Below are 26,242 nucleotides of genomic sequence, written 5' to 3'. Positions count from 1 at the left end.
GGAGGTTCGTAATGGGGAATACCATGTATAAAATTTTGATTGTAGATGACAATGACAACAATCTTTTCACCTTAAAAACTGTCATACAGGAATATATTGATGCAGAAGTAATAGAAGCCTTATCTGGAGAAGAAGCGTTGCGAAAATTACTTAGAAAGCCCATAGACCTAATTATTTTAGATATACAGATGGAAGGAATGGATGGTTTTGAGATAGCCTCCGTTATAAAAAAAAGGAAGAAAACTAAGGATATACCTATTATTTTTTTAACAGCAGCTTATATAGGAGATGAGTTCACAAAGAGAGGCTTCCAAATAGGTGCTGTGGATTATTTAACCAAACCAATTGATGAATATCAGTTAATCAATAGGATCAATGTTTATCTAAAGCTTATTGAAAAGGAAAGAATGGCAAACATTACTTTAGATAAAAAGGTAAAGGAACAAACAAAGCAGCTAAGAAAAGCAAAGGAGCTTGCAGAGGCTGCCAATGAAGCAAAGAGTATGTTTTTAGCCAACATGTCCCATGAACTGCGAACCCCATTAAATATTTTGTTAAGCACAAATGAATTAGTAAGCTTGTATCTAGAAAACGAGGAGGAATTAGACATTGATAAACTAAAGAATAAGACGGTTATATTTAAACAGAACTGTTATCGTCTATTGAGACTGGTAAATAACTTGATCGATATTACTAAGATAGATACAGATCATTTGGAGCTTAACTTTAAACAATGTAATATTGTAGAAGTGATAGAAGCTATTACATTATCAATAGTAGATTATGCTACGAATAAAGGAATCGAAATAGTTTTTGATACAGATGTGGAAGAAAAAAGGATAGTTTGCGATTTAGACGCTATGGAAAGAATCTTGTTAAATCTTTTGTCAAATGCAATCAAATTTTCAAAACCAAGGGGAAAAATTTATGTCAATATAAGCGACTTACAAGACTTTATAGAAATATCTGTAAAAGATACTGGCTTAGGTATTCCTCCAGAACAGCTAGATATGGTATTTGAAAGATTTAAACAGGTAGAGGATTTGCTGACGAGGAAATTTGAAGGAAGTGGAATAGGATTAAGCCTAGTGAAGCTATTGGTAGAAATGCATCAGGGAAAAATCTTTGTTGAAAGCCAATATGAAAAAGGCAGTATATTTACCATAAAACTACCGACAGACTTAAAGGAAACAGAGGAAAATTCTGTGATGGAAAGTTATACACCCAGTGAAAGAATAATGAGAAAAATAAATATAGAGTTCTCGGATATATATCTACGACAGAACTGTTTTAACGGGGGTGAGCTATTACATGATTGAGATGAAAAACATTAGTATTAAAAATAGATTAATCGCTATTTTTTTGGTATGGATTATTTTTTTTGTAGGCTTTGGTATGTTTGCTGTATCAGAAATAAGAAAATTGAAGGAAGTAACCACAGAGATTTATGAGCAAGGTTTAAAACTAAATGATATCCAAGCGGATATACATGTCAACATGATAAAAATCCAAAGAACTATTCGGGATATTATTCTAACAGACACCCCATTAGAATTTCAACAGAGAATAGAAGAAATGAATGCGTTAGAAAGAAATGTAAATGAAAATATAGAAGGAATACGAGCCCTTGCTAAGACAGAGGAGGAGCTTCACTTAAAAACTCAGGTTAGAGATGTATTTGAGGAATGGAAGGAAGGCCGTAATGAAATAGTAGAGTTGGTTGCAGCAAATCAGCCAAGAGAAGCTATGCTTCTAACCATGAATCAACACAATTACTATATCAGGCAAATAGAAACTAGTCTAGACGCTCTAAGCGTCTATCAGACAGACAAAGCAAGTGAATTGATTCAACAAACCAATCAAATGGAGCGATCACATGTAATAACCTTTATTACTTTGATGATCTTCCTTTCTATCATAGCCATGATGACATTTTTTTTGGTCATGGGTAGCATACTCAATCCCATTATCTCCTTAAAAAAGACAATGTATAACAGCACAAATGAAGGGGATATGATGGAATTTGATATTGAAGGAGAAAACGAAATTGCTGATATGGCAAGACATTATAATTTATTGATCAAAAGGCTGAAAGAGCAGTTCTGGTTAAAGGATGGGCACAATCAGCTGAATGAAGAACTACACGGAAACCTATCTCTTCAGGAATTTACTCAGAAGGTGATTAATTATTTAGCAAGAAAGATGGATGCTGGGAAGGGTGTTTTCTATCTATACAATCATAAAGAAGAGACTTTACATTTATCTGCCGCCTACGCCTTCACTGAAGGAGAAAATCTATTCAATTGCTATTCCCTTGGTCAAGGTATCGTTGGACAGGCAGCATTGGAAAAAAGGCCCATACTGTTAAAGAATATTCAACCAGGAGAGGCTTTGATAGAAACTGGTACCATTAAAGAAGTGCCACTAAATACTTACACCTTTCCATTAATCTACGAGAAAAAAATCTATGGAGTCATAGAGTTAGCTTCCTTTGAAGCTTTTACAGACTTAAAGCAAAAGTTTATCAATGAAGCTATGCCCAAAATAGCCACTAATTTATATGCTACCATACAAAACAATGAAATTATAGATTTATTACAAATAGCAGAGGATGCCCAGAAAAAAGCTCAAAATACAGCTGAAAAATTGCAAATAGCTAATGATGAGTTAGAAGAAAAACAAATGCTGCTTCATGAGCAATCCAGTGAACTACAGGAAAATAATGCACAATTAGAAGAGCAACAGCAGCTGCTAGAGGAACAGAGTGATCAGCTGCAGCAAATCAATCTTCAGCTGGAGGAGAAGCAAAGACAATTACAGCAGCAATCAAGATTGCTAAGTATACAAAATGAAAATCTGGAGTTATCAAGGATAGAGCTAACAAAACGAACAGAAGAATTAGAAAGAAGCAATAAATATAAATCAGAGTTTCTTGCTAATGTATCTCATGAATTGAGAACGCCTTTGAATTCTATCATCCTCCTATCTAAGTTGATTCTAAAAAACAAAAAGGATGAATTTCACCAGGAGGGAGATTTAGAAAAACTAAATATTATTCATAGTTGTGGCAATGAATTACTGCGACTTATTAATGATATACTAGATCTTTCAAAAATTGAATCTGGAAAGCTGGCTGTAGAAGTCGAGGAATTTGCTTCTAAAGAGCTAATTGAAGAATTAAATCAGATGTTTAAAGGGACAGCTGAAGAAAAAAAGATACAATTTATTAAAAAAGATTTATGGAAGAACAAGATTATAGGGGATAAAAATAAGATATCACAAATACTAAGAAATTTTTTATCCAATGCCTTCAAGTTTACCAAGAAAGGTGAAGTCATTCTTGAAATAGCAGAAGATAAAGAGGATCAAGATAGTATTCTGTTTTCTGTAAAAGACACAGGCATTGGCATAGCAGAAGATAAGCAGGAAATCATATTCCATGAGTTTAAACAGGTGGATGGATCAATCTCTAGAAAATATGGGGGGACGGGGCTGGGTCTTTCAATAGCTAAAAAGCTTGCCAAGCTTATGAAGGGTGAAATCCAGCTTAACAGCATAGAAGGAGAAGGAAGTGCTTTCACCTTGCGGCTAAAAAAGGCAGAGAATATGTTTAACAAAGAAAACAGCTGTGATATGGAACCTTATTACGACATTATTAGGACAGGACTTTCACAGGTTAGCAGTACATTAAGTAATGACACTGATGAACAAAACAAAAAAAATATTTTGATTATTGAAGATGATGAAAGCTTTGCAAATCAAATCAAAGGTATTAATCACGCCATGGGATTCAATACATTGATTGCATATACTGGCAGCCAGGGATTACAGATGGCCAGTCGACATAAGGTGGAAGGAATTCTGCTAGATTTGAGCTTGCCCGATATGTATGGCTTAGAGGTTCTAAAAAAATTAAAATCAATAGAGGAACTAAGAACAATACCAGTACATATTATTTCAATTTCCGATAAGGATATGGAGGCACAAAAAAATGGTGCTATAGGCTACAATGAGAAACCGGTGGATGAGGCAGAGATCATAGACTTGATTTCTAAGATGATGACTTTCTCACATAAAGAACCTAAGGAGCTGCTTATTGTAGAAAACAATGGGACATTAAAGGAATTAATTGGAAGAGAAATACCTAAAAATGAAATAAAGATAAACACAATAGCTACAGAAGCCGAAGCCGTTATAGAACTAAGCAATGGAAACTACGATGCGATTGTATTAGATGTAGGCTTGCAAGAGGGTAATGCGCTAAATATTTGTCAGTATATGAGTATGCATAAGATTGAGATTCCCACTATCATCTATACCCAAGAAGATTTATCTACGCAGCATAGAGAAGTATTACAACAATATTCCAGGAATATTGTTGTAAAGACTGTAAATTCAAGAGAAGGTCTGTTGGATGAAGTGACACTATTTTTACATAAATTAAAAAATAGTGTAGTAGAGGACTACTATGATCTTGGAGATATAGATGAAACATTGGGTCTAGACCTAACGGGAAAAGATATATTAATCGTAGATGACGACCCAAGAAATATATTTGCTTTAGCAACAGGTCTTGAAAATTATGGAGCTACGATATACGATGCAGATAATGGTGAAGTTGCTTTGGAAAGATTAAATGAAATCACACCAGATTTAATACTGATGGATATTATGATGCCGGTAATGGACGGATATGAAACCATTCAATATATTCGACAGAATAGAAAATTTAGAAATATCCCGATTATTGCTATAACTGCAAAAACCTTAAAGGAAGATAGGGCTAAATGTATCGAGGCAGGTGCCAATGACTATATCACCAAACCAGTTGATTTTGATACTTTGATTCGCTTAGTAAAAGCTTGGATGAATAAGCATCAATAAAGGTAGGAGGCCTCAATTTGTGGATATTTATATTGGTCATAGTCATAGGGTAAGGGAAATTTTTATCCAAGGTGAGTTTCAATCTAAAGAAGATATTTGTCATTTTTATGATAGTGTAAAAAATTGCAAAACAGAAATAAAAATTACTTTTTTAACCGCTAACACACTCCCTTGTGATGTAATAGAAAAACTATTATATTTGAATAGCCTTGGAAACTGTTGCATAGAGGTCTTTGCAAGAAACTTATACTTTTATTTATACAGACTAGGAATAAATTGCACCTATCTACACTATAGAAATAGACAAGAAAAAATTAGAATAGAATCTAGTAATAAAAAGAGGTATTCTCTTAATGAAGAAGAGATTAAAGTACTGTTACAAGCTATTTATCATAAATATGGTTATGATTATACCCAATACAATATGCAATCCATAAAACGAAGAATCCATAATATAATGACGAGATTAAATCTACAAACCATTGAGGAGCTGGAAGCAGACGTATTAAACAATAAAAACACTTTTAAAGAGGTTTTTTTAGAATTCTCTATTAATATTACTGATTTTTTTAGAGATCCAGAGGTATTTGCATTCATACGCCAAAGCCTTCTCCCAGCTTTATCTGAACATAAACACATAAAAGTATGGTGTGTAGGATGCTCTAATGGCAAAGAACCTTATTCCTTGGCGATTCTATTAGAGGAGCTAGGCATGCTTCATAAAACTCAAATATATGCTACAGATATAAATCCATATATTATTGAAGAAGCTAAAAATGGATTTTATTCTTCTGAAACCATAGAAAGAGATAAAAAGAATTATGAGATGGCAATGGGAAGCAATGCTTTTGTTGATAGCTTTCATTTAGAAGAGAAATATATGAAGATAAGAAAGAAGTACAAAAAAAACATACTATTCTTTCAGAATAATGTTGTAAACAGTAGGTTATCTCATGAATTTCAAATGATTATTTGTAGAAACCTATTAATGTATTTTGATGTAAATTTACAGAGAAAGGTATTAGAAAAATTCTATAGCGGGATGGATAGAGAAGGCTATTTAGTATTAGGAAGATCAGAAGAAGTAACAAAGGAGCAGAAAGATAAACTTTTTGATGTAATCCATCATACTCATAAGATCTATCGAAAGAAATAGCGGGAGTAATGCCAGCACTTGCCATAGAAGATAATAAAGCCTGAGTCAATTTAAAGACCTAGGCTTTATTTTATGACAATTGGAAAGGTTCTGGGGCTGTGATAGCATGTACCAAAAGGACCCCAAGTCTTTCTATAAGGAGGCAGCCAAAATCTTGCATTTGGGGTAACCATCTAGTTGATTCACCCAGCTGCGTTGATAGACACAGTTCTTATATAGCTGCAGATAGCCTCTGTCATTTCCTCTGTAGTAGCATTACCACCGATATCCTTTGTGGTATGCTTACCTTCCCTGATTACATAGGCTACAGCTTCTCTGATAAGATCTGCAGCAGACCTTTCATTGATATAATCCAGCATCATAGCAGCAGACAATATACATGCTGTTGGATTAGCTTCGTTTTTTCCTGCTATTTGTGGAGCACTGCCATGGACCGCTTCAAAGATAGCAATATCTTCTCCAATATTGGCTCCCGGTACCAAGCCTAAGCCGCCAACTAAGCCAGCTGCTAAATCAGAAACAATGTCTCCATAGAGGTTAGGCAACACCAAAACATCGTACTTTTCTGGATACATCACTAGCTGCATACACATATTGTCTACAATAACCTCTTCATATTCAATCTCTGGATACTTTTTTGCTACCCTTCTAATACAATCTAAAAACAATCCATCAGAGATTTTCATAATATTGGCCTTATGAACAGAGGTCACTTTGTTTCTTCCATGCTTTTTTGCATACTGAAAGGCGTATTCTCCTATCCTTAGTGATGCCTTCTCTGTAATAACCTTGATAGATTCCGCTACACCCTCTGTCACAAGATGCTCTATACCACAGTATAAATCCTCTGAATTTTCTCTAATGATGACTAAATCTACGTTATTAAAAGGAGTTTTGATGCCCTCCATGCTTTTTACTGGCCTTACATTGGCAAAGGTATTATACTTTTGTCTCAAGGTGACATTGATACTTTTAAAACCTTTACCAATAGGTGTAGTAATGGGCCCCTTGAAGGCAATCTTATTGGTTGAAATACTATCTAAAAGAGCATCAGGGATGTATTGACCAGTGGCTTGATAGGCTCCCTCACCACCATTGACAATCTCCCAGGCAATTGATTGATTGGCGGCGGTAAGTACCTTCTGTACAGCAGCGGTAACCTCTGTTCCTATGCCGTCTCCTGGTATTAATGTGATTTCCTTCATTTTGATTCCTCCAGACTAGCTTTGATATAGTTTAAATAGCCTCCTGTCAACAGAATATCGATATCCCGTTGTGAGCCTGTAAATCTTGCTTTTATCACGGTATCCTTCGTTTGATTATATATCTCCATAAACGCACCCTGCTGTAAAGAGTCCTGTAGATCCTTGATGATGCAATTATCTAGTACATCAATAGCATCATAATCACTGCTATCCACAAATTCTAAGGGAATAATACCACTATTGATTAGATTTCCCTTATGAATTCTAGCAAAAGACTTAGCAATAACTGCCTTTACCCCTAGATACAGGGGAACCAAAGCTGCATGTTCTCTACTGGAGCCCTGGCCATAGTTTTCTCCTCCTAAGATAAAACCACCATCATTTTTCTTGCATCTTTCTCCAAAACCTTCATCTATCCCACTAAAACAATACCTAGAAAGATAAGGAATATTGGATCGGTAAGGCAATAGCTTCGCATTAGACGGCATAATGTCATCAGTGGTAATATTATCACCGGTTTTTAACAATACTTTTCCCTCTAGACTTCCAGCTAATGCTTTACTTGTTGGAAAGGGTTGAATATTTGGACCCATACTGATGGATACATCTGGATTGTTTCCATAGATAAAATAATTGTCATTTTGATCATATAAGGCGGGCTCTTGGATAACAATATCTGGTCCCAAACTTGCTGGGTCCTCTAGAGAGCCTTTTATAGCAGATATAGCAGCTGTCTCAGGACTTACTAAATAAACATCAGCATTTTTTGTACCACTTCTACCGCAAAAGTTTCTATTAAAGGTTCTCAGAGAAACAGCATTATTCTTTGGAGATTGGCCCATGCCAATACATGGACCGCAGCTGCATTCCAGTATTCGAGCTCCTGCAGCAATAAAGGTAGATAAGGTGCCATTGTCTGCCAGCATCTTTAAAATCTTGCTTGAGCCTGGTGAAATCCCTAAGCTTACATTTGGATGAACCTTTTTCCCCTTCAAAATAGCTGCTGCCTTCATAAGATCCTTATAGGAAGAATTGGTACAGCTCCCAATCAATACTTGATCCACTGCTATATTACCAATAGCTTTTATACTATCTACATTGTCTGGACTATGAGGTTTAGCGGCCATTGTAGAAATCTCTGAAAGATCAACCTCTATACTCTCATGATACTCAGCGTCAGCATCCGCTGAGAGCTCTACCCAATCCTTTTCTCTCCCTTGGGCCTTTAAAAAATCATAAGTAATAGCATCACTAGGAAAAACAGAGGTGGTAGCCCCTAGCTCTGCTCCCATATTGGTGATGGTAGCTCTATCTGTCAAGGATAGTCCCTTTAATCCATCACCAGAATACTCCACTACCTTTCCGACGCCACCTTTTACTGTGAGGGTTTTAAGGATATACAAAATCACATCTTTAGCAGAAACCCAAGGCTTTAGCTTTCCTGTAAGATGAATATTTAGAACCTTCGGTACCTTCATATAGTAGCTGCCACTAGCCATAGCAGCAGCTACATCCAATCCACCAGTTCCTATAGCCAGCAAACCCATACCACCACTGGTGGGAGTATGACTATCGGACCCCAGTAGTGTTTTACCGGGTATAGAAAAACTTTCTAAATGAAGCTGATGACAAATACCATTCCCTGGTTTAGAAAAGATGATGTCGTATTTTTCAGCTACGCTTTGTATAAAAGCATGATCATCAGCATTTTCAAAACCAGTTTGCAGGGTATTGTGATCAATATAGGCTACTGATAATTCTGTTTTAATTTCCTCTATATCCATAGCCTCCAGTTGAAGATATACCATTGTGCCGGTAGAATCCTGTGTCAAGGTTTGATCTACCTTGATAGCTATTTCCTCACCCGGTACCAGCTTCCCTGAAAGCAAGTGATTTTCTAATATTTTATAGGTTAAGCACTTTCCCATTACAACCATCTCCTTTAGTATCTATGCATTCTTTAATAAATTTCCGTCTTGAAGACTCTCATTATACAAGTTTAATAGTTCTATATCCGTCAAGGTCCTCTTTAAAGAGATAGCTGTATTTCTAACCTTGCTCAGCAGGTGATAAGCAGTATTATCATCCGTATAGATATTGTAATCCAACAGTCTGTTTTTAATGGCAGCTGTACCAGAATGCTTACCAATAAGAATTTTTCTTTCCAATCCTAAATCATCTGGCTTAATGATTTCATAGGTAAGAGGATTTTTAATAGCTCCATCTGCATGGATACCAGACTCGTGATAAAAGATTCGTTCTCCTGTAACAGCCTTCCAAGGTGAAATCTCCCTATTAGAAGCCTTTGCAACATAAATACATAAATCCCTCAACTTTTTGATATCAAAATTTGAGCTATCCAAATGCATTGCATGCTTTAGTGAAAGAATTACTTCCTCTATGGATGCATTTCCAGCTCGCTCACCTAGACCATTGACAGTGACACCTAAGTAAGTGGAACCAGCCATAGCTCCAGCGATAGCATTGGCAGTGGCCATACCTAAATCATTATGGGTATGCATTTCTACCTCGATGTCAACCTCTTCTATGATACGTTTAATAATGTTATAAGTACTGACAGGATCCATAGTCCCTACTGTATCACAAAAACGTACCCTATCGGCGCCAGCTTCCTTTGCAGTTTTAAAAAACTTAAGTAAAAATTCTGCATCAGTTCTAGAGGCGTCCTCAGCGTTAACAGATACATACAAGCCATTAGCCTTAGCAAATTCTGCTGCCTTTACCATTTGATCTAGAACCTTACTTCTTGTTGTATTTAACTTATGTTTAATATGAATATCAGAAGTGGAGATAGATATGGCTACAGCATCTACTCCACAATCGATAGAAGCTTCTATATCCTTGACAACCGCTCTGTTCCAACCCATAATGCTTGCCTTTAGATTACTTTGAACGATTTTTTTAATTACCTTTTTTTCGTCCTCACCCATGACAGGAATACCTGCTTCGATTTGATCTACCCCTAAATCATCTAACATTTTCGCAATAAATACTTTTTCTTCATTGGCAAACACAACACCTGCAGTTTGCTCACCATCTCTCAAGGTTGTGTCCAATAGTTTGATTTTCTTATCCATCCTAAAATCCCCCTTAAATAATTAACGATTTAATTAATGATTTATACAACATTATAAATGCAATAAACATAATAGTCAATACCAATTATTAAATAAATGAAATATTTTATATTAAATCTTTCATTTATTTAATAAAAACATAGATCAGATAGGCAAAAATGACATGAAAAAGAATGAAAACGTTTCTATAATTCATTTATTGCATTGATGGCAATTTCTCCAAGAGAAATTCAACAAGAGTAAAAATGATTATTTCAACTGAAATTCACTATATTTCATAGAAAATTAAATGGTGCAATCATGACCTGTACTATTCATCAACAAACAAATGAAAGAAGTGTTCTAAAAATTGCAACATACTATCCCAAACTCATGAAACGGCATTTTTCGAAATAGATTTACAATTTCACAGGAAATTGATAAAATATTATCAAGAGCTATGGATTTTATTATAATAAAATCTAGAAAAAGCAGAAATTTTACAAAAACCGCTATAAAATTCAAAAATTATGGTATAATTTTAATAAAAGGGGGTCAGTGGAATGGCAGAAAAACAATATGTTATTTTTAAATTATGTGGTGAAGAGTACGGTGTAGAGATCGATCATGTGCAGGAAATCACAGAGTATAAAAAAGCTACCAAGGTTCCTAATGTACCTAGTTTCATTGAGGGGGTTATAAATCTTAGAGGAAATATTACTCCAATCGTTAGTTTAAAAAAGAAATTTAATTTACAAGAAGATGAAATAAAAGACAGTAATAGAATCATTATTATCAATCTAAAAAATAGGCATGTAGGATTTATTGTGGATGATGCTTCTCAGGTACTGACAATGGATGAAAAGCAAATCGATAATCCACCAGAGATTTTGACGGGAATTGATAGACAATACATAATAGGAATAGGAAAGGTAGAAGAAAAAATCATCATTATGCTGGATTTAGAAAAAATCTTGTCAGAGGATGAAAAAGAAGAAATACAGAATATGGAATAAATAAAAATATGAAATAAATAGAAAACATGCAGATGTGCCAACTATGGCACATCTTTTATTGTATAATAAAGTTAGTATATAATAGAAAATAAAAACATCCTAATCAAAGGAGGATGAAGAATGAGGATTTTACATACATCTGATTGGCACCTAGGAAGGACGCTAGAGGGCAAAAGTCGTCTCCCAGAGCAGAGGGCCTTTATCGACGAGCTGTGCTATATTTTAGAGAAGGAAAAGATTCAGTTGGTGATTATTGCTGGCGATGTATTTGACACCTACAATCCATCTGCAGCTGCAGAGGAGCTTTTTTATCAGGCGGTGGAAAGGATATCTGATGATGGGAAAAGAGCAGTAGTGGCTATTGCAGGGAATCATGATAGTCCGGAAAGATTAAGAGCTGCTAATCCTTTGGCATGGAAACAAGGGATTTATCTGCTGGGTATGCCAGGGGAGGATATGGGACAAGCTTTAGCAGCTACTAAAGCCTTGGAGGAAATGGCTGCTGCTGCAGATGCATTATCCATAGGAAAAGAACAGGTAAATCTAGTGAATGCAGGAGCTGGATGGATAGAAATCTCTATTCCTGATTGTGAAAACAATGCAGTAATCACTGTGTTGCCTTATCCTTCTGAAAAAAGGTTAAATGAATTATTATGTGATTCTATGGAGGAAGGTGATCTGCAAAAAGCATATTCCCAGAGAGTAGCCTTAGCCCTACAAGAAGGTGCCCAACATTTTCGTCAGGATACCGTTAATATTGTCACCAGCCATCTCTATGTATTGGGAGGCATAGGCTCCGACTCTGAAAGAGATATACAACTGGGGGGAGCTTTTGTGGTAGAACCTGCAGCCATGCCAAAGGAGGCTCATTATGTAGCATTGGGACACTTACATAGAAAGCAGAAAATAGGAGGGACAGAAGTTCCTTGCTACTACTCAGGGTCACCCTTATACTATAGTTTTTCAGAAAGTATCCAGCAAAAACAAGTGTTGGTAGTGGATATTGAACCTACAGGAGAAACTCATGTTGAAGGAATTCCATTAACAAAGGGTAAACCTATGTATATAAAGAGATTTTCCTCCTATCAGGAGGCTTATGATTGGTGCGCCAATGAAGAAAACCAAGAAATATGGCTTCACTTAGAAATAGAATCACAGCAGCCATTATCCAATTTGCAGCTGGAGGAACTAAACAAAGTCCATGAAGGGATTATTTATAGGAGAATAATTTTGCCAGGAGCCGTTATAAATGAAGAAGAGGAACCAAGACTGCAGGAATTATCTTTAGAAGAACAATTTCTAAGATTTGTAGCGAAAGAAACAGGAACCACTGCTAGTCAGGAATTGATAGATCTATTTTTAACCCTTGCCCATGATGGAGGTGATGAAAATGAAACCGATTAAACTGAAATTTGCAGGCTTGCAAAGCTACAGAGAAGAACAAGAGATTGATCTCTTAGAAGTGGGAGCCTTGGGGATATTTGGAATATTTGGTCCCACGGGTGCAGGTAAGTCTACGATATTAGATGCTATTACTTTAGCTTTATATGGCAATGTAGAAAGAGCTCCCAATGGTATCAGGGGTATCATGAACCATTTTACAGATCTGCTGTACGTTTCCTTTGAGTTTGCCTTAGGAGAAAAACAGTATCTTGTGGAACGAAGCTATAAAAGGAATAAAAGGGAGGATACCATCACCAACAAGGTATCCCGTCTTATAAAAGTCCAGGAAGAAAAAGAAATCTTAGCTGATAAAGCAAACGAGGTAACAGAAACAATAGAGAGCCTCCTTGGGATGAAATTTAGAGATTTTACCAGGGCCGTCATTATTCCACAAAATAAGTTTGACCAGTTTCTGAAGCTCACTGAAAAAGATCGAACAGAAATGCTGGAAAAAATTTTTTGTCTTGAGGAATATGGAGAAAGGCTTACAGAAAAAGTAAAAAAGCTAGAAAAAGACTTGGAAAGTAAATATGAAGGCAATAAAAGTCGTATGGCGGAGCTAGGAGATGCATCACAGGAAACCATACAGCAGGTGGAGGAACAGCTAAAGGATAAACGGAGGATAGCAGCAGAAAAAGCTAAAGAGGGAAAACAGTTAGAAAAACAGCTAAAAAAACTGGAGATAGCTGCCGGTATTCATCAGGAAATGGTGGATAGACAGCAGGAAAAAGAAAAACTGCAGCAACAGAGAACAGAGATAGAAAAACAGCAGCAGCAGCTCCGCCTTGCAAAAAAAGCTGAAGGTTTTGAAGATACCTTAGAGCAACTAAAAAAGCTAAAGCAAGAGATGCAAGAAAAGAAAACTGAGCTAAAAGCAGAAGAAAAAGCAGAAGCCAATATTGACGAAGCTATAAAAGAGGCACGGGTACAGCTAGAAAATTCTAAAGAGAAGCAACAGCTGGTGAATCGTCTAAAGGAAGAAGAACTACCAAAGCTTCCCTTAGCAGCAAACTACGAAAAACAAATAGAAGAGCTGCAGGGAGAGACGAAGGAGCTAACAAAGGAGATAAATGAAAAAAAGAAAAAGTTTGTGATGTTAGAGAAGGAGCATAAGGAAAACAACAAAATTCTAGAAAACGAAAAAAAGGCTATCCTTGAGTTGAGAAAAACCAAAAAGAGAATGAATAATATCCTCCTTTGCAGGGAGGAAGTAGAAAATGCTATTGCATCTTTGCAAAGACTAGAGGTAGAAGAAAAACAAGAAAAGGATGCAAGTCATGAGCTGCAGAAAAAGGAAAAAGAACAAAAAAAGGAAGAAGAAGCATTAAGGATTCTACTGAAAAAATACATTCATGATACAATGCTGGATACAGAGAAAGCGAGCCTACAACAATTAGTAGGTTATGCAGAAGGCATAGTAAAGGAAGTAGAGGAGAAGCAAACTATAGCCGAGGAAATGGTAACAACGGCTATAGAAAAAAATATGGCGGGAGAATTGTCTTCGAAGCTAAAGGAAGGAGAGCCTTGTCAGGTTTGTGGCTCTACACACCATCCTAAGCCGGCAATAGCTGAAGAAGAAACAGAGAAGGACCCTCTACAAAGAGCTAAAGAAAAATTGCAAACAATAAAGAAGGAAGCCAAAGAAATAAGACAGTGGCTCCAGCAGGTAAATATCCAATATACTACTGAAAAAAACATCATGAAGGAAATACAATCCTTTTATAAGGATAGATGGATGAAAAAGGTAGCAGATTTACAAAAAATAAAAGCTGATTTCGAAAGTGCACTAGTCCTCCTGCAAGAAAAAATCAACCAAATTACTGCCAACTATAAAGTCACTGATAGAAACACAGTAAAGACCTTAAAAGAACATTTGCGGGAAGCGGAGGAAGCCTATCAGAAGGTGACGGAGGAAATAGAATCCAAAGAGGATGCAGTAAAGGATCTGGAAAAGAAAATTCATGGTTTGAAGGAAGAGTGCAATCATCTGGAGACCAATGTGAAAATCTCCCTTGAAAATATCGAAAAAAATAATAAAAAAGCCCAGCAGCTAAAGGAAAACATAGAGTCACTTATTGGCAATACCACTGTTGCAGTATATGAGGAACAAATAAAAACACGTATTACTGAATTGGAAAAGCAAATAAGAACAGCAGAAGAGATTTGGGAGAGTACCAATAAGAGAAAACAGGAAATACAACAACGTTTAGCTATACTAAAATCCAGCATTGAAAATAGTATAAAACATCTGGAAACTATGGAAAATCATCTAAAGGATAGATTAGCCAATGCTGGCTTTAGTGACATTGTTCAGCTGGAAAATGCTCTGATAGAAAAAGAGAAGCAAGAAGCAATGGAGGAAAAGATTAACAATTATGAAAAGGCTTGGGACTTCACATTAAAATCCCTCGAAACATTGGAGAAAAAGGCAGAGGAGAATCCCTTTGACAAAGGACTGTTTGAAGGCACCAAAGAGCTTAACGATAAAAACAGTGAGGAATATGAAAGAATAGTGAAAGAAGAAGGAGGCCTGCAAAAGAATCTAGAGGATCTAAAAGAAAAACAAAAACGCTGGAAGGAGTTGCAGGAAGTCAATAAACAAATAGGAGAAAAAATAGATTTGGTGACAACCTTGTTTAATCTCTTAAAAAGGAAGCGATTTGTAAAATTTTTAGCAGAGGAACACATGAGGGACATGGCAGTAGAAGCCTCCATCAAGCTGGGGGAGTTGACGGGACAGAGGTATCGGCTAGAGCTGGATGATAAAGGCAACTTTATCATGAGGGACGATTATAGTGGTGGAGAAGGCCGGTTGGTAACCTCCCTATCAGGAGGGGAAACCTTTCTTACTTCCTTGGCCTTAGCCCTTGCCCTTTCCTCTAAAATACAGCTTAAGGGGGAGCTACTAGGATTCTTTTTCTTAGACGAAGGCTTTGGAACACTTGACAATGAAAAGCTGGAGCTTGTTATGAACACCTTAGAAAAACTAAGAAAGGATCAAAGGATGGTGGGAATCATTAGCCATGTTGGCGAGCTAAAAAATAGAATGCCTAGATATATGGAAGTCACTGCTGCCCAGCAAAATGGAGCTGGCAGTAAAGTAGTGGTAAAGCACAACTAAGGATAGATTAACCTAAAACACTACATAAAGCAAGTGGGGTTGCAATACAGTGGGGCTAAAAATCCTACCGATGTAAGTATGACTATAGAAAAGGGGTTGAAGAGGATGCTGGAAATAGATATTCCTGGAAGAGGAAAGCTTACCATTGAAAACATTGTATTTGATTATAACGGTACTTTGGCTGTAGATGGGGTACTGACTCAAGAAACAAAAGATTTTCTCATAAAAATCCAAGACTATGTAGAAGTACATATTTTAACAGCAGATACCTATGGTACAGTCTTAAAAGAATGCCACAACCTTGGTGTTATACTGCAAACCTTTCCCTATGAAAATGCAGGTATACAGAAAAAAAGAATTATTGAGGAATTAGGAAAGGAAAAAACTATTGCTATTGGCAATGGCTATAATGATATCATGATGCTGGAGGAAAGCATCCTATCAATAGCAGTGATGGGAAAGGAAGGATGCAGTGGGAAGCTGCTGATGACGGCAGATATTGTTGTAAATTCTATAGAGGACGTATTTACAATGTTATTAAAACCTTCTAGAATCAAGGCAACTTTGAGAAACTAAATCAGGATAGGATATAAAGATCAAAAAAGAGAATTATGTAGAGAGAAGGATATGGTGACTTTCAAGTCACCATATCTATTTAAAGAAAAAAGATGGATTTATGTAGATAGAATATGGGTATATAGAATATACAGTAAAATACAAAATCCATAACAAGGGGGTTAGAGCATATGAGATTTACAAGCTTGGTTGAGGATATGAAAACAATAAGAGATTTTAAAAAGGTGGTAGTTGATAAAAGCTTAATTGAAGAGGTTATGGGGACAGACAATGACATAAGAGGAATCATAGAAGATAGCAATGATTCAGTAGTTTTCATAGAAAATGGCAAAATGTTTTACCAGACACTAGTTGGAGGAGCAGGGTATTATGGTAAAATAATCGAAGCACCTCATTATTTAGCAATCGTGTCAGATGTATACCCTCATCATAAAGAAAACAGTGGCTATATCATGGAATGGTTAAGGGTAAAGGCATGGAGGCTTGGATTAGGCACCTGCTGGCTAAGCATTGAGGACGAAAAAGAGCTAAAGAATTATTTGAGGATTAAGGAAGAACAAGAGGTTGTTGCTCTGATTGCCATCGGACATCCATATAAGGGGATCTTTAAAACAGATGTATCTCCTAAAAGTAGTAGAATGGGAATCGAAGATTTAGTTTATCTAAAGGGCTGGAAAAATCCTTGTAAAATCGAATACTTAGATTCTCGAGGCCTTACCAATATTTTTTATTATGCAAAGTTTGCTCCATCCTGGGGAAACAACCAACCTTGGCGCTTTATCATTGATGGAGAAAAAGTATTTCTTGTGATTGATAGAGAAGAAAAAAGCAGTGGAATAGATAGAGGTATTATTATGCTTTACTTTGAAAAAGCAGCCCATGAAGAAGGGTTTACAGGAAAATGGAACCTAGATATAGAAGAAAATCTAGAGGATAAATACAACATTCCTCAAAATCATAAAATAATAGCTTGTTACAATTTATAATAAAAAATAACAGCCGGTTACCACAAATAAATGGTAAAAGGCTGTTTTCATTTTATACATTAAATCTAAAGTTGATGATATCTCCATCCTGTACGATGTACTCTTTACCCTCTAGTCGTGCTAAGCCCTTCTCTTTAACCTTGGCAACAGAACCTAGTTCTTCTAAATCCTTAAAGGCAGTAACCTCTGCACGAATAAAGCCTTTTTCTATATCGGAATGAATCTTACCTGCAGCCTTTTTAGCAGGAGTATTCTTTTTAATAGGCCATGCTCTAACCTCATCTTCTCCGGAGGTAAGAAAGGAGATAAGCCCCAAATAGTTGTAGGCAGTTTCTGCCAGCTTATCAATACCAGGTTCTGTGATACCTAGTTCTTCCATAAATAATATCTTGTCCTCTTCATCCAACTGATTGATTTCTAACTCAGATTGAGCAGATATCTCTATAAATGGAACATTTCTTTCATTGGCGTAAGCCATGATGGCCTCTTTTCCAGGATAATCATGGGATGTCAGCTGAGATTCATCAATATTGGCTACTAAAATCATAGGCTTTTCTGACAGGAAACCAAAGGTTTTTAAATGCTCTCTTTCCTCATCAGATAAATCGATATTGTGGATCAATAACCCTTCCTCTAAGCCTGCTTGGCACTTTTTTAGCACCTCAAGCTCTTCAAGATTCTCTTTTGTAACTTTTTTTGCTGTTTGAATACGCTGGATACGATTTTCAATAACACCTAGGTCAGAAAATAATAGCTCCATGTTTACAGTTTCTATATCCCTCATAGGATCTACATCACCATCAGCATGGATAACAGCATCATTTTCAAAGACTCTAACGATATGTACCAAAACATCCACCTTACGGATAGCATCCAAAAATTGATTTCCTACACCTTTGCCAGCACTAGAACCACTAACCAGACCAGGCACATCAATTACTTCGATGGTGGCAGGGGTTATTTTTTTTGGTTTGTACATAGCTGCTAAAAAGTCAATTCTTCTATCAGGAATCTTGGCGATTCCAACATTGGATTCCACCTTGCCAGTGGAAAAACCAGATATTTCAATATTTTGTCCTGTTAATAGATTAAACAATGTGGTTTTGCCTACAGTAGGCAGCCCCACTAATCCTATCTTCATATTCCTTCAAATCCTTTCTATATGTGACTATCATTTTCTCTCATATCCTTGTTTTCTCAGCACATTATATTATAGCAGGGAAAACCTCTATATGTAAAGATTATTATAGTTTGTTAATCATACTTGCCATATAACCGGCCCCAAATCCATTGTCTATATTGACTACTGCAGTACCACTGGCACAGCTGTTTAACATCGACAGCAAAGCAGCCAAACCACCAAAATTTGCCCCATAGCCAACACTGGTGGGGACAGCAATCACTGGCTTATCTACAAGACCTCCAACCACACTGGCCAATGCACCCTCCATACCAGCAACAGCAATCACAACCCTGGCATCAGTGATTAACTCCAGTTTTGAAAACAACCGATGAATGCCGGCTACCCCTACATCATAGATTCTTTCCACCTTGTTGCCTAGGATCTCAGCAGTTACCGCTGCCTCCTCAGCAACAGGCATATCGGAAGTACCGCCAGTAACAACGGCAATATATCCATTAGATGGTTGGATTTCCTTTTGCACAATGGTGATGGTTCTAGCAGATTCATTATAAGCAGCCATAGAAAACTGTTTTTTTACAGCTTCAAACATTTCCTCAGTAGCTCTGGTACCCAGAACATTGCTACCTCGGTGCATCATCACCTCCACTATATGGACCACCTGATCAACGGTTTTACCGCTGCAGTAGATAACCTCTGGATAGCCCTGTCTCAGCTCTCTGTGATGATCAATTTTTGCGAAGCCTAAATCCTGGTAGGGAAGCTGTTTTAAAGTAGACAAGGCCTCCTCTACATCTATTCTATTTTCCTTTACATCCATTAGAAGCTTCTCTATTGCTTCAACCTTCATCTATAACACCTCATTTTAATCAATCTGTTTTATTGCAACGGACTAGAGGACGCTATCCATCCGAAAACTGCTATCTATGCAGATTATTAAAGTATAACTGCTGAACCATGCTATATACCTCGTGAATAGAAAGAGCATGCTCCTCAGCAATTTTTTTGCAATCCTCATACTCAGGCTTGTACTTAACTACCTCTCCATTTAAGAGGGCTAGCTTCATTCCAATAGAGCCATAGGGGGTATTGACCTTTACCACTTCTCGAGACATCATGTTTTTTACTACTTCATAGCTTCGAATCCCTAAAGTAGTAGTTTCCTTAAATAAAATTTCTGTTAAAGAAGCCTCTAACTCCTGACTGCACAAAACACTGAGCTTCATAGCTGGTCTATTTTTTTTCATGGTGATAGGCGTAAGATAGACATCCATCGCACCTTTATCTAAAAGCTTCTCCATAACGTATTGATATAATTCTGGATTCATATCATCGATATTACAGTCTATCATTTTAGCGGTTTCTCTGTGTTGATGCTGTACTTCTCCAAGAAACACCCTTAGGACATTGGGGATGACATTATCTCTATGACCTATACCATAGCCAACCTTTGTAATGGTAAAGTCCTTATCAGTAGTAAATTCCTCCCCCAGCACTTTAGCAATGGCTGCTCCAGTAGGGGTGGTCATCTCCTTTTGGATTTCACCTGAAACAATAGGAATCCCCTTTAATATCTCTGTGGTAGCAGGTGCCGGCACAGGAAATCTACCATGGGCACAATCAACAAAGCCTCCTCCTACTGTGATAGGAGAGAAAATAACCTTGTCCACCTTAAGGGTATCATAACAAATAGCAGCACCAACAATATCAACAATAGAATCTATAGCCCCCACCTCGTGGAAATGGACTTCATCTATAGGCCTGCCATGGATTTTTGCCTCAGCTACAGCCACTTCTCTAAATATTTTTAAGCTTAATTCCTTCACCTCACTACTCAAATGGCTGTTATGAATAATAGTTTCAATATCATGAAGATTTCTATGGTGATGATGATCCTCCTTATGGTGATGGTGGTCTCCATGGGAATCAGTGCTCTCATGATGATGATGATGATGGGGGTGATCCTCATGATGGTGGTGGTCAGGCAGAGGGTGTAACAGCTGGATATCCACCTTGGTTCCAGTGATACCCTTTCTCTCATCCTTAGTAACCACTAGTTGATATTCATCCAAATGGAGCTTTTTCAGTTCTCTTCTCAATACTTCTTCACTGACGCCCAGATCCAGCATAGCTCCTAAGTTCATGTCGCCGCTGATGCCAGAAAAACAGTCATAATACAGTACTTTCATATATATACCTCCTGAGAATAAAGATGATGCATGGTGATAAAGGATACTTCATGCAAAAATATGATATTATATGTAGTATTTCCTTATTATACTATATTAACAAATGATATGAAAATCCGTAAAAAAGAAATAAGATATTGAATATTTAAATGAAAAATACAAAAAATAAATTTGATCACGAATTCAAAATATATGAAAAGAGGAGGATGAGTATGCCACATAAAAATGCCAGACAACAGGTTCAAGATACGTTTAATCAGCTTCAAACATGCAAACAAAATTTATTGCAGGCTGTCAATTCAGTAGAAAAACAAGAAAACAAGGTGCAAATCCAAAGCACGATAGCTGCAATAGATAGTGCAATATCTACTGCCAATAGAACTCTTTCGAACTATCAAGAATAATTATTTTAAGAAAGGTCAAATAATAAACCCACATAGATAAAGCCACTCATGAATAAAGAGTGGTTTTTCTAAAGGAAAACAAGTGAACAGGTATCTTTTCTAAAACAGCATACAAGTCCACAAGAAAACTTTTTTTCAGAGCGGAGAGTTAAAATACCCAACAACAAAGATAGTAAAATAGATGGATTACTGGAAAATTATAAATATAAGAAAATAAGAAGGGTATTATAATTAAAAAGGAAAGAGATGCACAAAAAATGAAAACAGATCATGATTTATCTCAATTAACCATAGCTTAAAGCTATTAAAATTCATTTATTCAAGGGGGAATCAACAAATGAAAAAAATAATCAGTCTGATAATATTAGTCTTACTGGCTCTAACGATTTTTACAGGGTGCTCCTATGAGACTGAAAAGTCAGAGGAAGCACTGCAAGAAGGAATTACAGAGGAAATAGAAGAAGAAATACCTCAGGAACAAGAGGTGGATATAGCTGATGAGAACCAAGAATCAACCAGTGATTTTGCCACAGATGAGGAGAGAACATTTTATCTATCAAATCTTAGAAATGGTGATGAGGTAGGCGAAGGCCTTATCATAAGGGATATTTATATTGAGGATGAATACACAAGTTTTATTTTAGCAGGAGATATTGCTCTAACAGGGGAGCTTTCATATGATCATCAATATTACGAAGCAATGATGTTTACTTTTCCTGATGACATTTTTCCTACCATAGTTATAGAGGGAGAAGGATATAATCAAGAGCACATTGAATTTACTTATAAACCTTCACATTTTGTGTTTCGAAATGAGGATGCTCTTTTTGAAGCTCTTCCCCACAGTGACTTGATTGAGGTAATAGAAGAGGGCAAAACTATGAATGTAGGAATAGGTGTCAAAGATCTGAACTTCATCGGATATTGGCAGTCAGAGTATGGAGCTAGCGTTGAGTTTGTAGAAATTATTGATATAATGTAATACTTAGTATTCAAAAAATACTCATGCCTTCATTTTTGTATTAACTACAAACAGTAATATACGTGTATTTAATTACTCAAAAAACTGTAAAAGGACTAAAGCTATTGTTTTAGTCCTTTTAGTATGAAAAATTTTTAAAATTAATTACTCTTTATGCATTCTAATCTTAGCTTGAAGGATTCTAATACAGAAAGCCATAAGTAAAGTAAATGAGAAATAATATATACTCCAACAAAATATTTCATTATTCTTTCTCTTCTGGCACTATATTCTTCTTCCATAAAGGATTAATGCCTCCTTGGGGTAGTTTTGATTTTGATGCTAGTTCTCTGTCCTCAATAACAACGGGCTTCTTAGATAATAAAACAATAGAGGTTACAATCAAAGCAAGACCCGCAATATGTCTAAAATAAACAGCCTCATTTAATATAAAATAAGAAAGAAGAAAAACGCTTACAGGAAAAATTCCATAATAGGCACCTGCTGTACTGGCAGACACCTTGGATACTCCCGCAAACCACAAGCAAAAGGAAAGTACCGTCACAAATCCACCATAGTAAAGTATTGCAAGATAATGCATATAGGTCAAACTAGAGAAGTTGAAATGATACTGCTGATATAGAGCCAATGGCAAAGCCAGCAAAAATCCATAGAAAGAAACCATAAAGGTGCTAACGAGGGGAGAAGGTACAGGAGACAGCTTTTTACGTAAAAAAGTAAAGAGGGATTCTCCTAAAACAGCACAGAAGACAAAAATATTTCCCAGAATACGATAAGAAGGGTTAACCACAGCACTGGAGGCCGTAAAATTAAAAATCACAATGCCAAGGATACTGAAAATAATCCCAATAATCTTGTAATAGGACATTTTTTCCTTTAAGAAAATCCAAGATAAGACCATAATCACAGCTGGAATGGTGCTGAGAATAATACCGCTTTCTCCAGCACTGGTAAAACGAAGACCATACAACAAAAATACACGATATAGGAAAGTCCCCATTAAAGCCTGAAAAAATAGAATCAATAAATTATCCTTAGAAAGCTGCTCTTTAATAGAGCTACCCCTTCTAAAAAAAAGAATAATCCCCGAAAAAGCCATGGCACAGGCCAAAGTATACATCTGAAATAGAAAAACTGGCATATCCACCACCACCATTTTTCCCACCACAACAGCACTTCCTGAGATAAACATACCTAAAGCCATTTTTACATAGGCTCCATAGGATTCTTGCATCTAACCACTCCTTTACATTTTATGGTATTATAATAGCATGAGAAAAGTGGAGCAATGTAGATACACTTTTTGTCAATTTACATAGTACCAATTTGGAGGAATGAAAATGATCTGGATTACCCTTGATAAAAAAAATCATACCCCCATCATCCAACAAATCTATAATCAAATGAGAGAACGGATATTGTCAGGAAAACTAGAGGAAGGGAAAAAACTGCCATCCACAAGAGCTTTAGCCCAAGAGCTGAATGTCTCTAGAAATGTGGTGATAGAAGCCTATGACCAGCTGTTGAGTGAAGGCTATATACAAAGCAAGGAGGGTTCCGGCACCTTTGTAACAGAAGGACTTCAGATAGACACCATAGTAAAAACTTCATCTAGACAAGGACAGCCAAAATCAAAGCATCAGGAACCAGAGATAAAAATAAATTTTCGTTCCGGTATCCCAGCCTTAGACTACTTCCCCCAGAATAAATGGGGACAGCTCTATAAAAGCATTTGCGGGGAAATCAATCCAGCAGATTTAGGCTATGCAGAAACCATGGGACATCCAAAGCTAAGAAAAACTCTAGCAGACTATCTACAGCAGATGCGAAAGGTCCACTGCAATGAAAAGCAAATCATGATTACCAATGGTGCAGTACAGGCCCTATGGATCATAGGTCAGGTGCTATTAAAAGAAAGGGATAGCTTTATCATTGAAGATCCCACCAATGTAGATATAAGAAACTCCTTTGAAAAGAGAGAGGCAAAGGGTATATCCATCCCTGTAGATGAACAGGGGTTGAAAACAGAATTATTGCCAAAGGATATCAACCCAAAGCTCATTCTGGTAACCCCCTCCCACCAGTTTCCCATGGGGGGAGTGATGCCTATCGCAAGAAGACTGGAGCTTATCCAGTACGCAAAGGAAAAGAGCTGCTATATCATAGAAGACGACTACGACAGCGAATACCGATACCAAGGCTATCCCATTCCCTCTCTGCAAGGGCTGGCACCAGAAAATGTCATCTATGTAGGAACCTTCAGCAAAATATTATCACCTGCTCTAAGAATCGGATACTTAATCTTACCAGAAAAGCTAGTAGACAAATCCAAGGAGGAGAAGCATATCTCAGACCTACATAATGACACCCTAACCCAGCTGACATTAGAAAGATTTATAAGAGAAGACCATTTGATGAGATATATTAGAAAAATGAAAAAGGTCTACAAAAAAAGACAAAACCTATTAATCCATGAGCTAAAAAGCAGCTTCCCCAATATAAAAATCCTAGGAGAATCCACAGGGATGCATCTAGTAGCCCAGTGGGAGGATATAAGCTTTACAAAAGAACACTTAGACACGTTAAGAAACAAAGGCGTAAACATCCACTCCGTCAGTGAATATACAATCCATAAAGACCAGCACCAAAACCAACTAATCTTTGGCTATGGCAATGTAGAGGAAAAGGAGATGAAGGAAGGGATAAAGGCGTTGAAGGAGGTTGTGGGGTAAACAACTGATACATAAAAGCAAAAGAAGATTAAAGCTATTTACACAAAAAAACATACAAATCGACAAAACTACCCTTTTTTCAACAAAGGGGTTTTGTTGTTTTTGGTGGAATAGAGTAATTATGGAAGATTTTGTAGATTTTTCTGCAAAAAATATACAGCACTCTAAGGTGTAATATAATCATAAAATTAATCTAGGGCTATGAATTCCACAAAGGGTGATGAGACTAGAAGGTTTTTATATTAAAACAAGTATGCATTATGTCATAATTGGAAGTTAAAAAGGAAAAATGAGACAGCTTTTATAGAACTTCCTGCTTGATGGGATATAAAAGTAATTCTATGTTAATAGCTTAGGGGTTAAATAAGCAAATATTTACGACATAGCGTCGCTAATCCATCTATATTCATAGGTAAAAGCGACATGGGCGTCGGGAACGCAAAAGTTATCGGACAGATGAGGCAAAGGCCGCGCGTCCTGCGCGGATTTTAGTAAGATGAGCTTTGGAGTTTTAATATTTAGTAAAGTGATAATAGTAAAATGACTATAAAGAATAATAAAATAGATTTTTGTGAGGAGTGATTATGTGATAAAAGTAAACAAGTTTAGACACATTGCGATTGTAGTTAATGATTATGAAAAGATGGTTGACTTCTATTCAAATACGCTAGGATTTGAAGTAATTAGAGAATTTGAAATAGCCAGTGAGGATTTTAGAAAAGGAGTAGGTATTTCTGATGCTAAGGCGAGAGGAGCACATTTAAGTATTCCGGGGAATGGTGTAGAAATTGAAATGTTTGAGTATAACCAAAAAGTAGATAGGATAAAGGAACTGTCAATTGCAGATTATCCAGGTTTCAGGCATATAGCCTTTTATGTGGAGAATTTAGAAGATACATATAGGGGTCTAAAGGAAACAGGTATTGAATTTTTTTCTGAGCCTATTATAGTGAAAGAACCACAGAGTGTTGCTGGTTTTAGATTTATATATTTTAAGGATCCAGAAGGGAATATTATTGAATTAAATCAATTACCAGACAATAAATTATGATTATGTATAAAGTGCAGTTGAAATGTAATTTTATAATTAGTTACAGGTAGGATTCAAGGATGCCACGTCCGTGTGGCATTCTGGTCTCTGGAGGCCTCATCCGTCCGATAACCATGTGTCTCCGCAAGGGTTGCCAGAAGCATTTGCGTTGGAGAAGGGCAGGCAACCACACTCCCTTCGCTAACTGAGTCGGGTCGATTTCACCAAGAACTTGTGAACAAGTTCTAAGACTCAATTCTTCCCTGTAAGCTCAGGGGTGTCGGAGACACGAGACGTTAT

19 protein-coding genes are annotated in these 26,242 nt (G+C 36.6%); 12 read left to right on the top strand and 7 right to left on the bottom strand.

The features are described 5' to 3' along the window. Positions 1–11: 11 nt before the first annotated feature. From BMX10_RS10575 to BMX10_RS10565, 3 genes are read left to right on the top strand one after another with little or no spacing between them, the layout of a single operon-like run. On the top strand, positions 12–1,319 hold the full coding sequence (locus BMX10_RS10575; RefSeq protein ID WP_090443618.1) for a hybrid sensor histidine kinase/response regulator: 1,308 nt from the start codon (positions 12–14) through the stop codon (positions 1,317–1,319). Further along, the gene (locus BMX10_RS10570; protein ID WP_090443614.1) at positions 1,312–4,884 is read left to right on the top strand and encodes a response regulator; all 3,573 of its coding nucleotides are present in this window, start codon (positions 1,312–1,314) and stop codon (positions 4,882–4,884) included. Before BMX10_RS10575 ends, BMX10_RS10570 begins: the two co-directional genes overlap by 8 nt. Before the next feature lie 19 nt (positions 4,885–4,903). After that, positions 4,904–6,040 (top strand): CheR family methyltransferase, encoded by a 1,137-nt coding sequence (locus BMX10_RS10565; RefSeq protein WP_090443612.1) that lies wholly within the window; start codon positions 4,904–4,906, stop codon positions 6,038–6,040. 182 nt (positions 6,041–6,222) lie between these two features. Here BMX10_RS10565 and BMX10_RS10560 read toward each other — a convergent pair whose 3' ends face one another. Genes BMX10_RS10560 through nifV form a run of 3 tightly spaced genes read right to left on the bottom strand, consistent with a single transcriptional unit; the run spans position 6,223 to position 10,343 of the window. Next, positions 6,223–7,245, bottom strand: a complete 1,023-nt coding sequence (locus BMX10_RS10560; RefSeq protein WP_090443609.1) for an isocitrate/isopropylmalate dehydrogenase family protein — start codon at positions 7,243–7,245, stop codon at positions 6,223–6,225. After that, complete coding sequence (locus tag BMX10_RS10555) at positions 7,242–9,173, bottom strand: aconitate hydratase (protein WP_090443606.1); 1,932 nt, start codon at positions 9,171–9,173, stop codon at positions 7,242–7,244. Before BMX10_RS10555 ends, BMX10_RS10560 begins: the two co-directional genes overlap by 4 nt. 21 nt (positions 9,174–9,194) lie before the next feature. After that, positions 9,195–10,343, bottom strand: coding sequence for a homocitrate synthase (gene nifV / locus BMX10_RS10550; protein ID WP_090443603.1), 1,149 nt, complete (start codon positions 10,341–10,343; stop codon positions 9,195–9,197). Positions 10,344–10,885: 542 nt separating this feature from the next. On the opposite strand from nifV, the gene BMX10_RS10545 reads away from it, so the two are divergent. From BMX10_RS10545 to BMX10_RS10525, 5 genes are all read left to right on the top strand, one after another. Then, the gene (locus BMX10_RS10545) at positions 10,886–11,338 is read left to right on the top strand and encodes a chemotaxis protein CheW (RefSeq protein WP_090443600.1); all 453 of its coding nucleotides are present in this window, start codon (positions 10,886–10,888) and stop codon (positions 11,336–11,338) included. A 120-nt stretch (positions 11,339–11,458) separates the two neighbouring features. Next, positions 11,459–12,742 (top strand): exonuclease SbcCD subunit D, encoded by a 1,284-nt coding sequence (locus tag BMX10_RS10540; protein WP_090443596.1) that lies wholly within the window; start codon positions 11,459–11,461, stop codon positions 12,740–12,742. Then, complete coding sequence (locus BMX10_RS10535; RefSeq protein WP_170834776.1) at positions 12,729–15,902, top strand: SbcC/MukB-like Walker B domain-containing protein; 3,174 nt, start codon at positions 12,729–12,731, stop codon at positions 15,900–15,902. The genes BMX10_RS10540 and BMX10_RS10535 overlap by 14 nt, the downstream gene beginning before the upstream one ends. Before the next feature lie 105 nt (positions 15,903–16,007). Next, positions 16,008–16,478 (top strand): HAD family hydrolase, encoded by a 471-nt coding sequence (locus tag BMX10_RS10530; protein WP_090443589.1) that lies wholly within the window; start codon positions 16,008–16,010, stop codon positions 16,476–16,478. A gap of 170 nt (positions 16,479–16,648) precedes the next feature. Next, on the top strand, positions 16,649–17,464 hold the full coding sequence (locus BMX10_RS10525) for a nitroreductase family protein (protein WP_090443587.1): 816 nt from the start codon (positions 16,649–16,651) through the stop codon (positions 17,462–17,464). A gap of 52 nt (positions 17,465–17,516) precedes the next feature. Here BMX10_RS10525 and ychF read toward each other — a convergent pair whose 3' ends face one another. The 3 genes from ychF to larC all read right to left on the bottom strand — a co-directional run bounded on the left by ychF (position 17,517) and on the right by larC (position 20,794). Continuing rightward, entirely contained in the window at positions 17,517–18,605 is a 1,089-nt protein-coding gene (gene ychF / locus BMX10_RS10520) for a redox-regulated ATPase YchF (RefSeq protein ID WP_090443584.1), read from the bottom strand. Positions 18,606–18,708: 103 nt separating this feature from the next. Beyond that, complete coding sequence (gene larB, locus BMX10_RS10515) at positions 18,709–19,455, bottom strand: nickel pincer cofactor biosynthesis protein LarB (protein ID WP_090443581.1); 747 nt, start codon at positions 19,453–19,455, stop codon at positions 18,709–18,711. Between the two features lie 70 nt (positions 19,456–19,525). After that, positions 19,526–20,794, bottom strand: a complete 1,269-nt coding sequence (larC, locus tag BMX10_RS10510; protein ID WP_090443579.1) for a nickel pincer cofactor biosynthesis protein LarC — start codon at positions 20,792–20,794, stop codon at positions 19,526–19,528. A gap of 206 nt (positions 20,795–21,000) precedes the next feature. Here larC and BMX10_RS10505 point away from each other — a divergent pair, with 206 nt between their 5' ends. Beyond that, entirely contained in the window at positions 21,001–21,198 is a 198-nt protein-coding gene (locus tag BMX10_RS10505) for a hypothetical protein (protein WP_139176426.1), read from the top strand. Positions 21,199–21,535: 337 nt separating this feature from the next. After that, positions 21,536–22,180: a hypothetical protein gene (locus tag BMX10_RS10500; RefSeq protein ID WP_090443574.1), complete on the top strand. Its 645-nt coding sequence runs from the start codon at positions 21,536–21,538 to the stop codon at positions 22,178–22,180. Between the two features lie 244 nt (positions 22,181–22,424). On the opposite strand, the gene BMX10_RS10495 is transcribed toward BMX10_RS10500, so the two are convergent. Next, entirely contained in the window at positions 22,425–23,414 is a 990-nt protein-coding gene (locus tag BMX10_RS10495; RefSeq protein WP_090443571.1) for a DMT family transporter, read from the bottom strand. A gap of 106 nt (positions 23,415–23,520) precedes the next feature. On the opposite strand from BMX10_RS10495, the gene pdxR reads away from it, so the two are divergent. Continuing rightward, positions 23,521–24,912 carry a MocR-like pyridoxine biosynthesis transcription factor PdxR gene (gene pdxR, locus BMX10_RS10490; protein WP_090443567.1) on the top strand — a complete coding sequence of 464 codons (1,392 nt, stop codon included), beginning with the start codon at positions 23,521–23,523 and terminating at the stop codon, positions 24,910–24,912. A 586-nt stretch (positions 24,913–25,498) separates the two neighbouring features. Then, on the top strand, positions 25,499–25,963 hold the full coding sequence (locus BMX10_RS10480; protein ID WP_090443562.1) for a VOC family protein: 465 nt from the start codon (positions 25,499–25,501) through the stop codon (positions 25,961–25,963). The last annotated feature ends 279 nt before the right edge of the window (positions 25,964–26,242 follow it).

The sequence above is a fragment of the Natronincola peptidivorans genome (genome assembly GCF_900111615.1).
GTDB lineage: Bacteria > Bacillota > Clostridia > Peptostreptococcales > Natronincolaceae > Natronincola_A > Natronincola_A peptidivorans.
This window is presented reverse-complemented; position numbering and strand designations above follow the sequence as displayed.

What these genes read in the sequence shown, in the direction of transcription:
- larC (WP_090443579.1), bottom strand. Translation starts at nt 20,794, where the DNA reads ATGAAAGTACTGTATTATGACTGTTTTTCTGGCATCAGCGGCGACATG.
- nifV (WP_090443603.1), bottom strand. Translation starts at nt 10,343, where the DNA reads ATGGATAAGAAAATCAAACTATTGGACACAACCTTGAGAGATGGTGAG.
- BMX10_RS10575 (WP_090443618.1), top strand. Translation starts at nt 12, where the DNA reads ATGGGGAATACCATGTATAAAATTTTGATTGTAGATGACAATGACAAC.
- BMX10_RS10505 (WP_139176426.1), top strand. Translation starts at nt 21,001, where the DNA reads ATGAGTATGCCACATAAAAATGCCAGACAACAGGTTCAAGATACGTTT.
- larB (WP_090443581.1), bottom strand. Translation starts at nt 19,455, where the DNA reads ATGAAGGTTGAAGCAATAGAGAAGCTTCTAATGGATGTAAAGGAAAAT.
- BMX10_RS10545 (WP_090443600.1), top strand. Translation starts at nt 10,886, where the DNA reads ATGGCAGAAAAACAATATGTTATTTTTAAATTATGTGGTGAAGAGTAC.
- BMX10_RS10535 (WP_170834776.1), top strand. Translation starts at nt 12,729, where the DNA reads ATGAAACCGATTAAACTGAAATTTGCAGGCTTGCAAAGCTACAGAGAA.
- BMX10_RS10495 (WP_090443571.1), bottom strand. Translation starts at nt 23,414, where the DNA reads ATGCAAGAATCCTATGGAGCCTATGTAAAAATGGCTTTAGGTATGTTT.
- BMX10_RS10530 (WP_090443589.1), top strand. Translation starts at nt 16,008, where the DNA reads ATGCTGGAAATAGATATTCCTGGAAGAGGAAAGCTTACCATTGAAAAC.
- BMX10_RS10555 (WP_090443606.1), bottom strand. Translation starts at nt 9,173, where the DNA reads ATGGGAAAGTGCTTAACCTATAAAATATTAGAAAATCACTTGCTTTCA.
- BMX10_RS10525 (WP_090443587.1), top strand. Translation starts at nt 16,649, where the DNA reads ATGAGATTTACAAGCTTGGTTGAGGATATGAAAACAATAAGAGATTTT.
- BMX10_RS10540 (WP_090443596.1), top strand. Translation starts at nt 11,459, where the DNA reads ATGAGGATTTTACATACATCTGATTGGCACCTAGGAAGGACGCTAGAG.
- BMX10_RS10560 (WP_090443609.1), bottom strand. Translation starts at nt 7,245, where the DNA reads ATGAAGGAAATCACATTAATACCAGGAGACGGCATAGGAACAGAGGTT.
- ychF (WP_090443584.1), bottom strand. Translation starts at nt 18,605, where the DNA reads ATGAAGATAGGATTAGTGGGGCTGCCTACTGTAGGCAAAACCACATTG.
- BMX10_RS10500 (WP_090443574.1), top strand. Translation starts at nt 21,536, where the DNA reads ATGAAAAAAATAATCAGTCTGATAATATTAGTCTTACTGGCTCTAACG.
- pdxR (WP_090443567.1), top strand. Translation starts at nt 23,521, where the DNA reads ATGATCTGGATTACCCTTGATAAAAAAAATCATACCCCCATCATCCAA.
- BMX10_RS10570 (WP_090443614.1), top strand. Translation starts at nt 1,312, where the DNA reads ATGATTGAGATGAAAAACATTAGTATTAAAAATAGATTAATCGCTATT.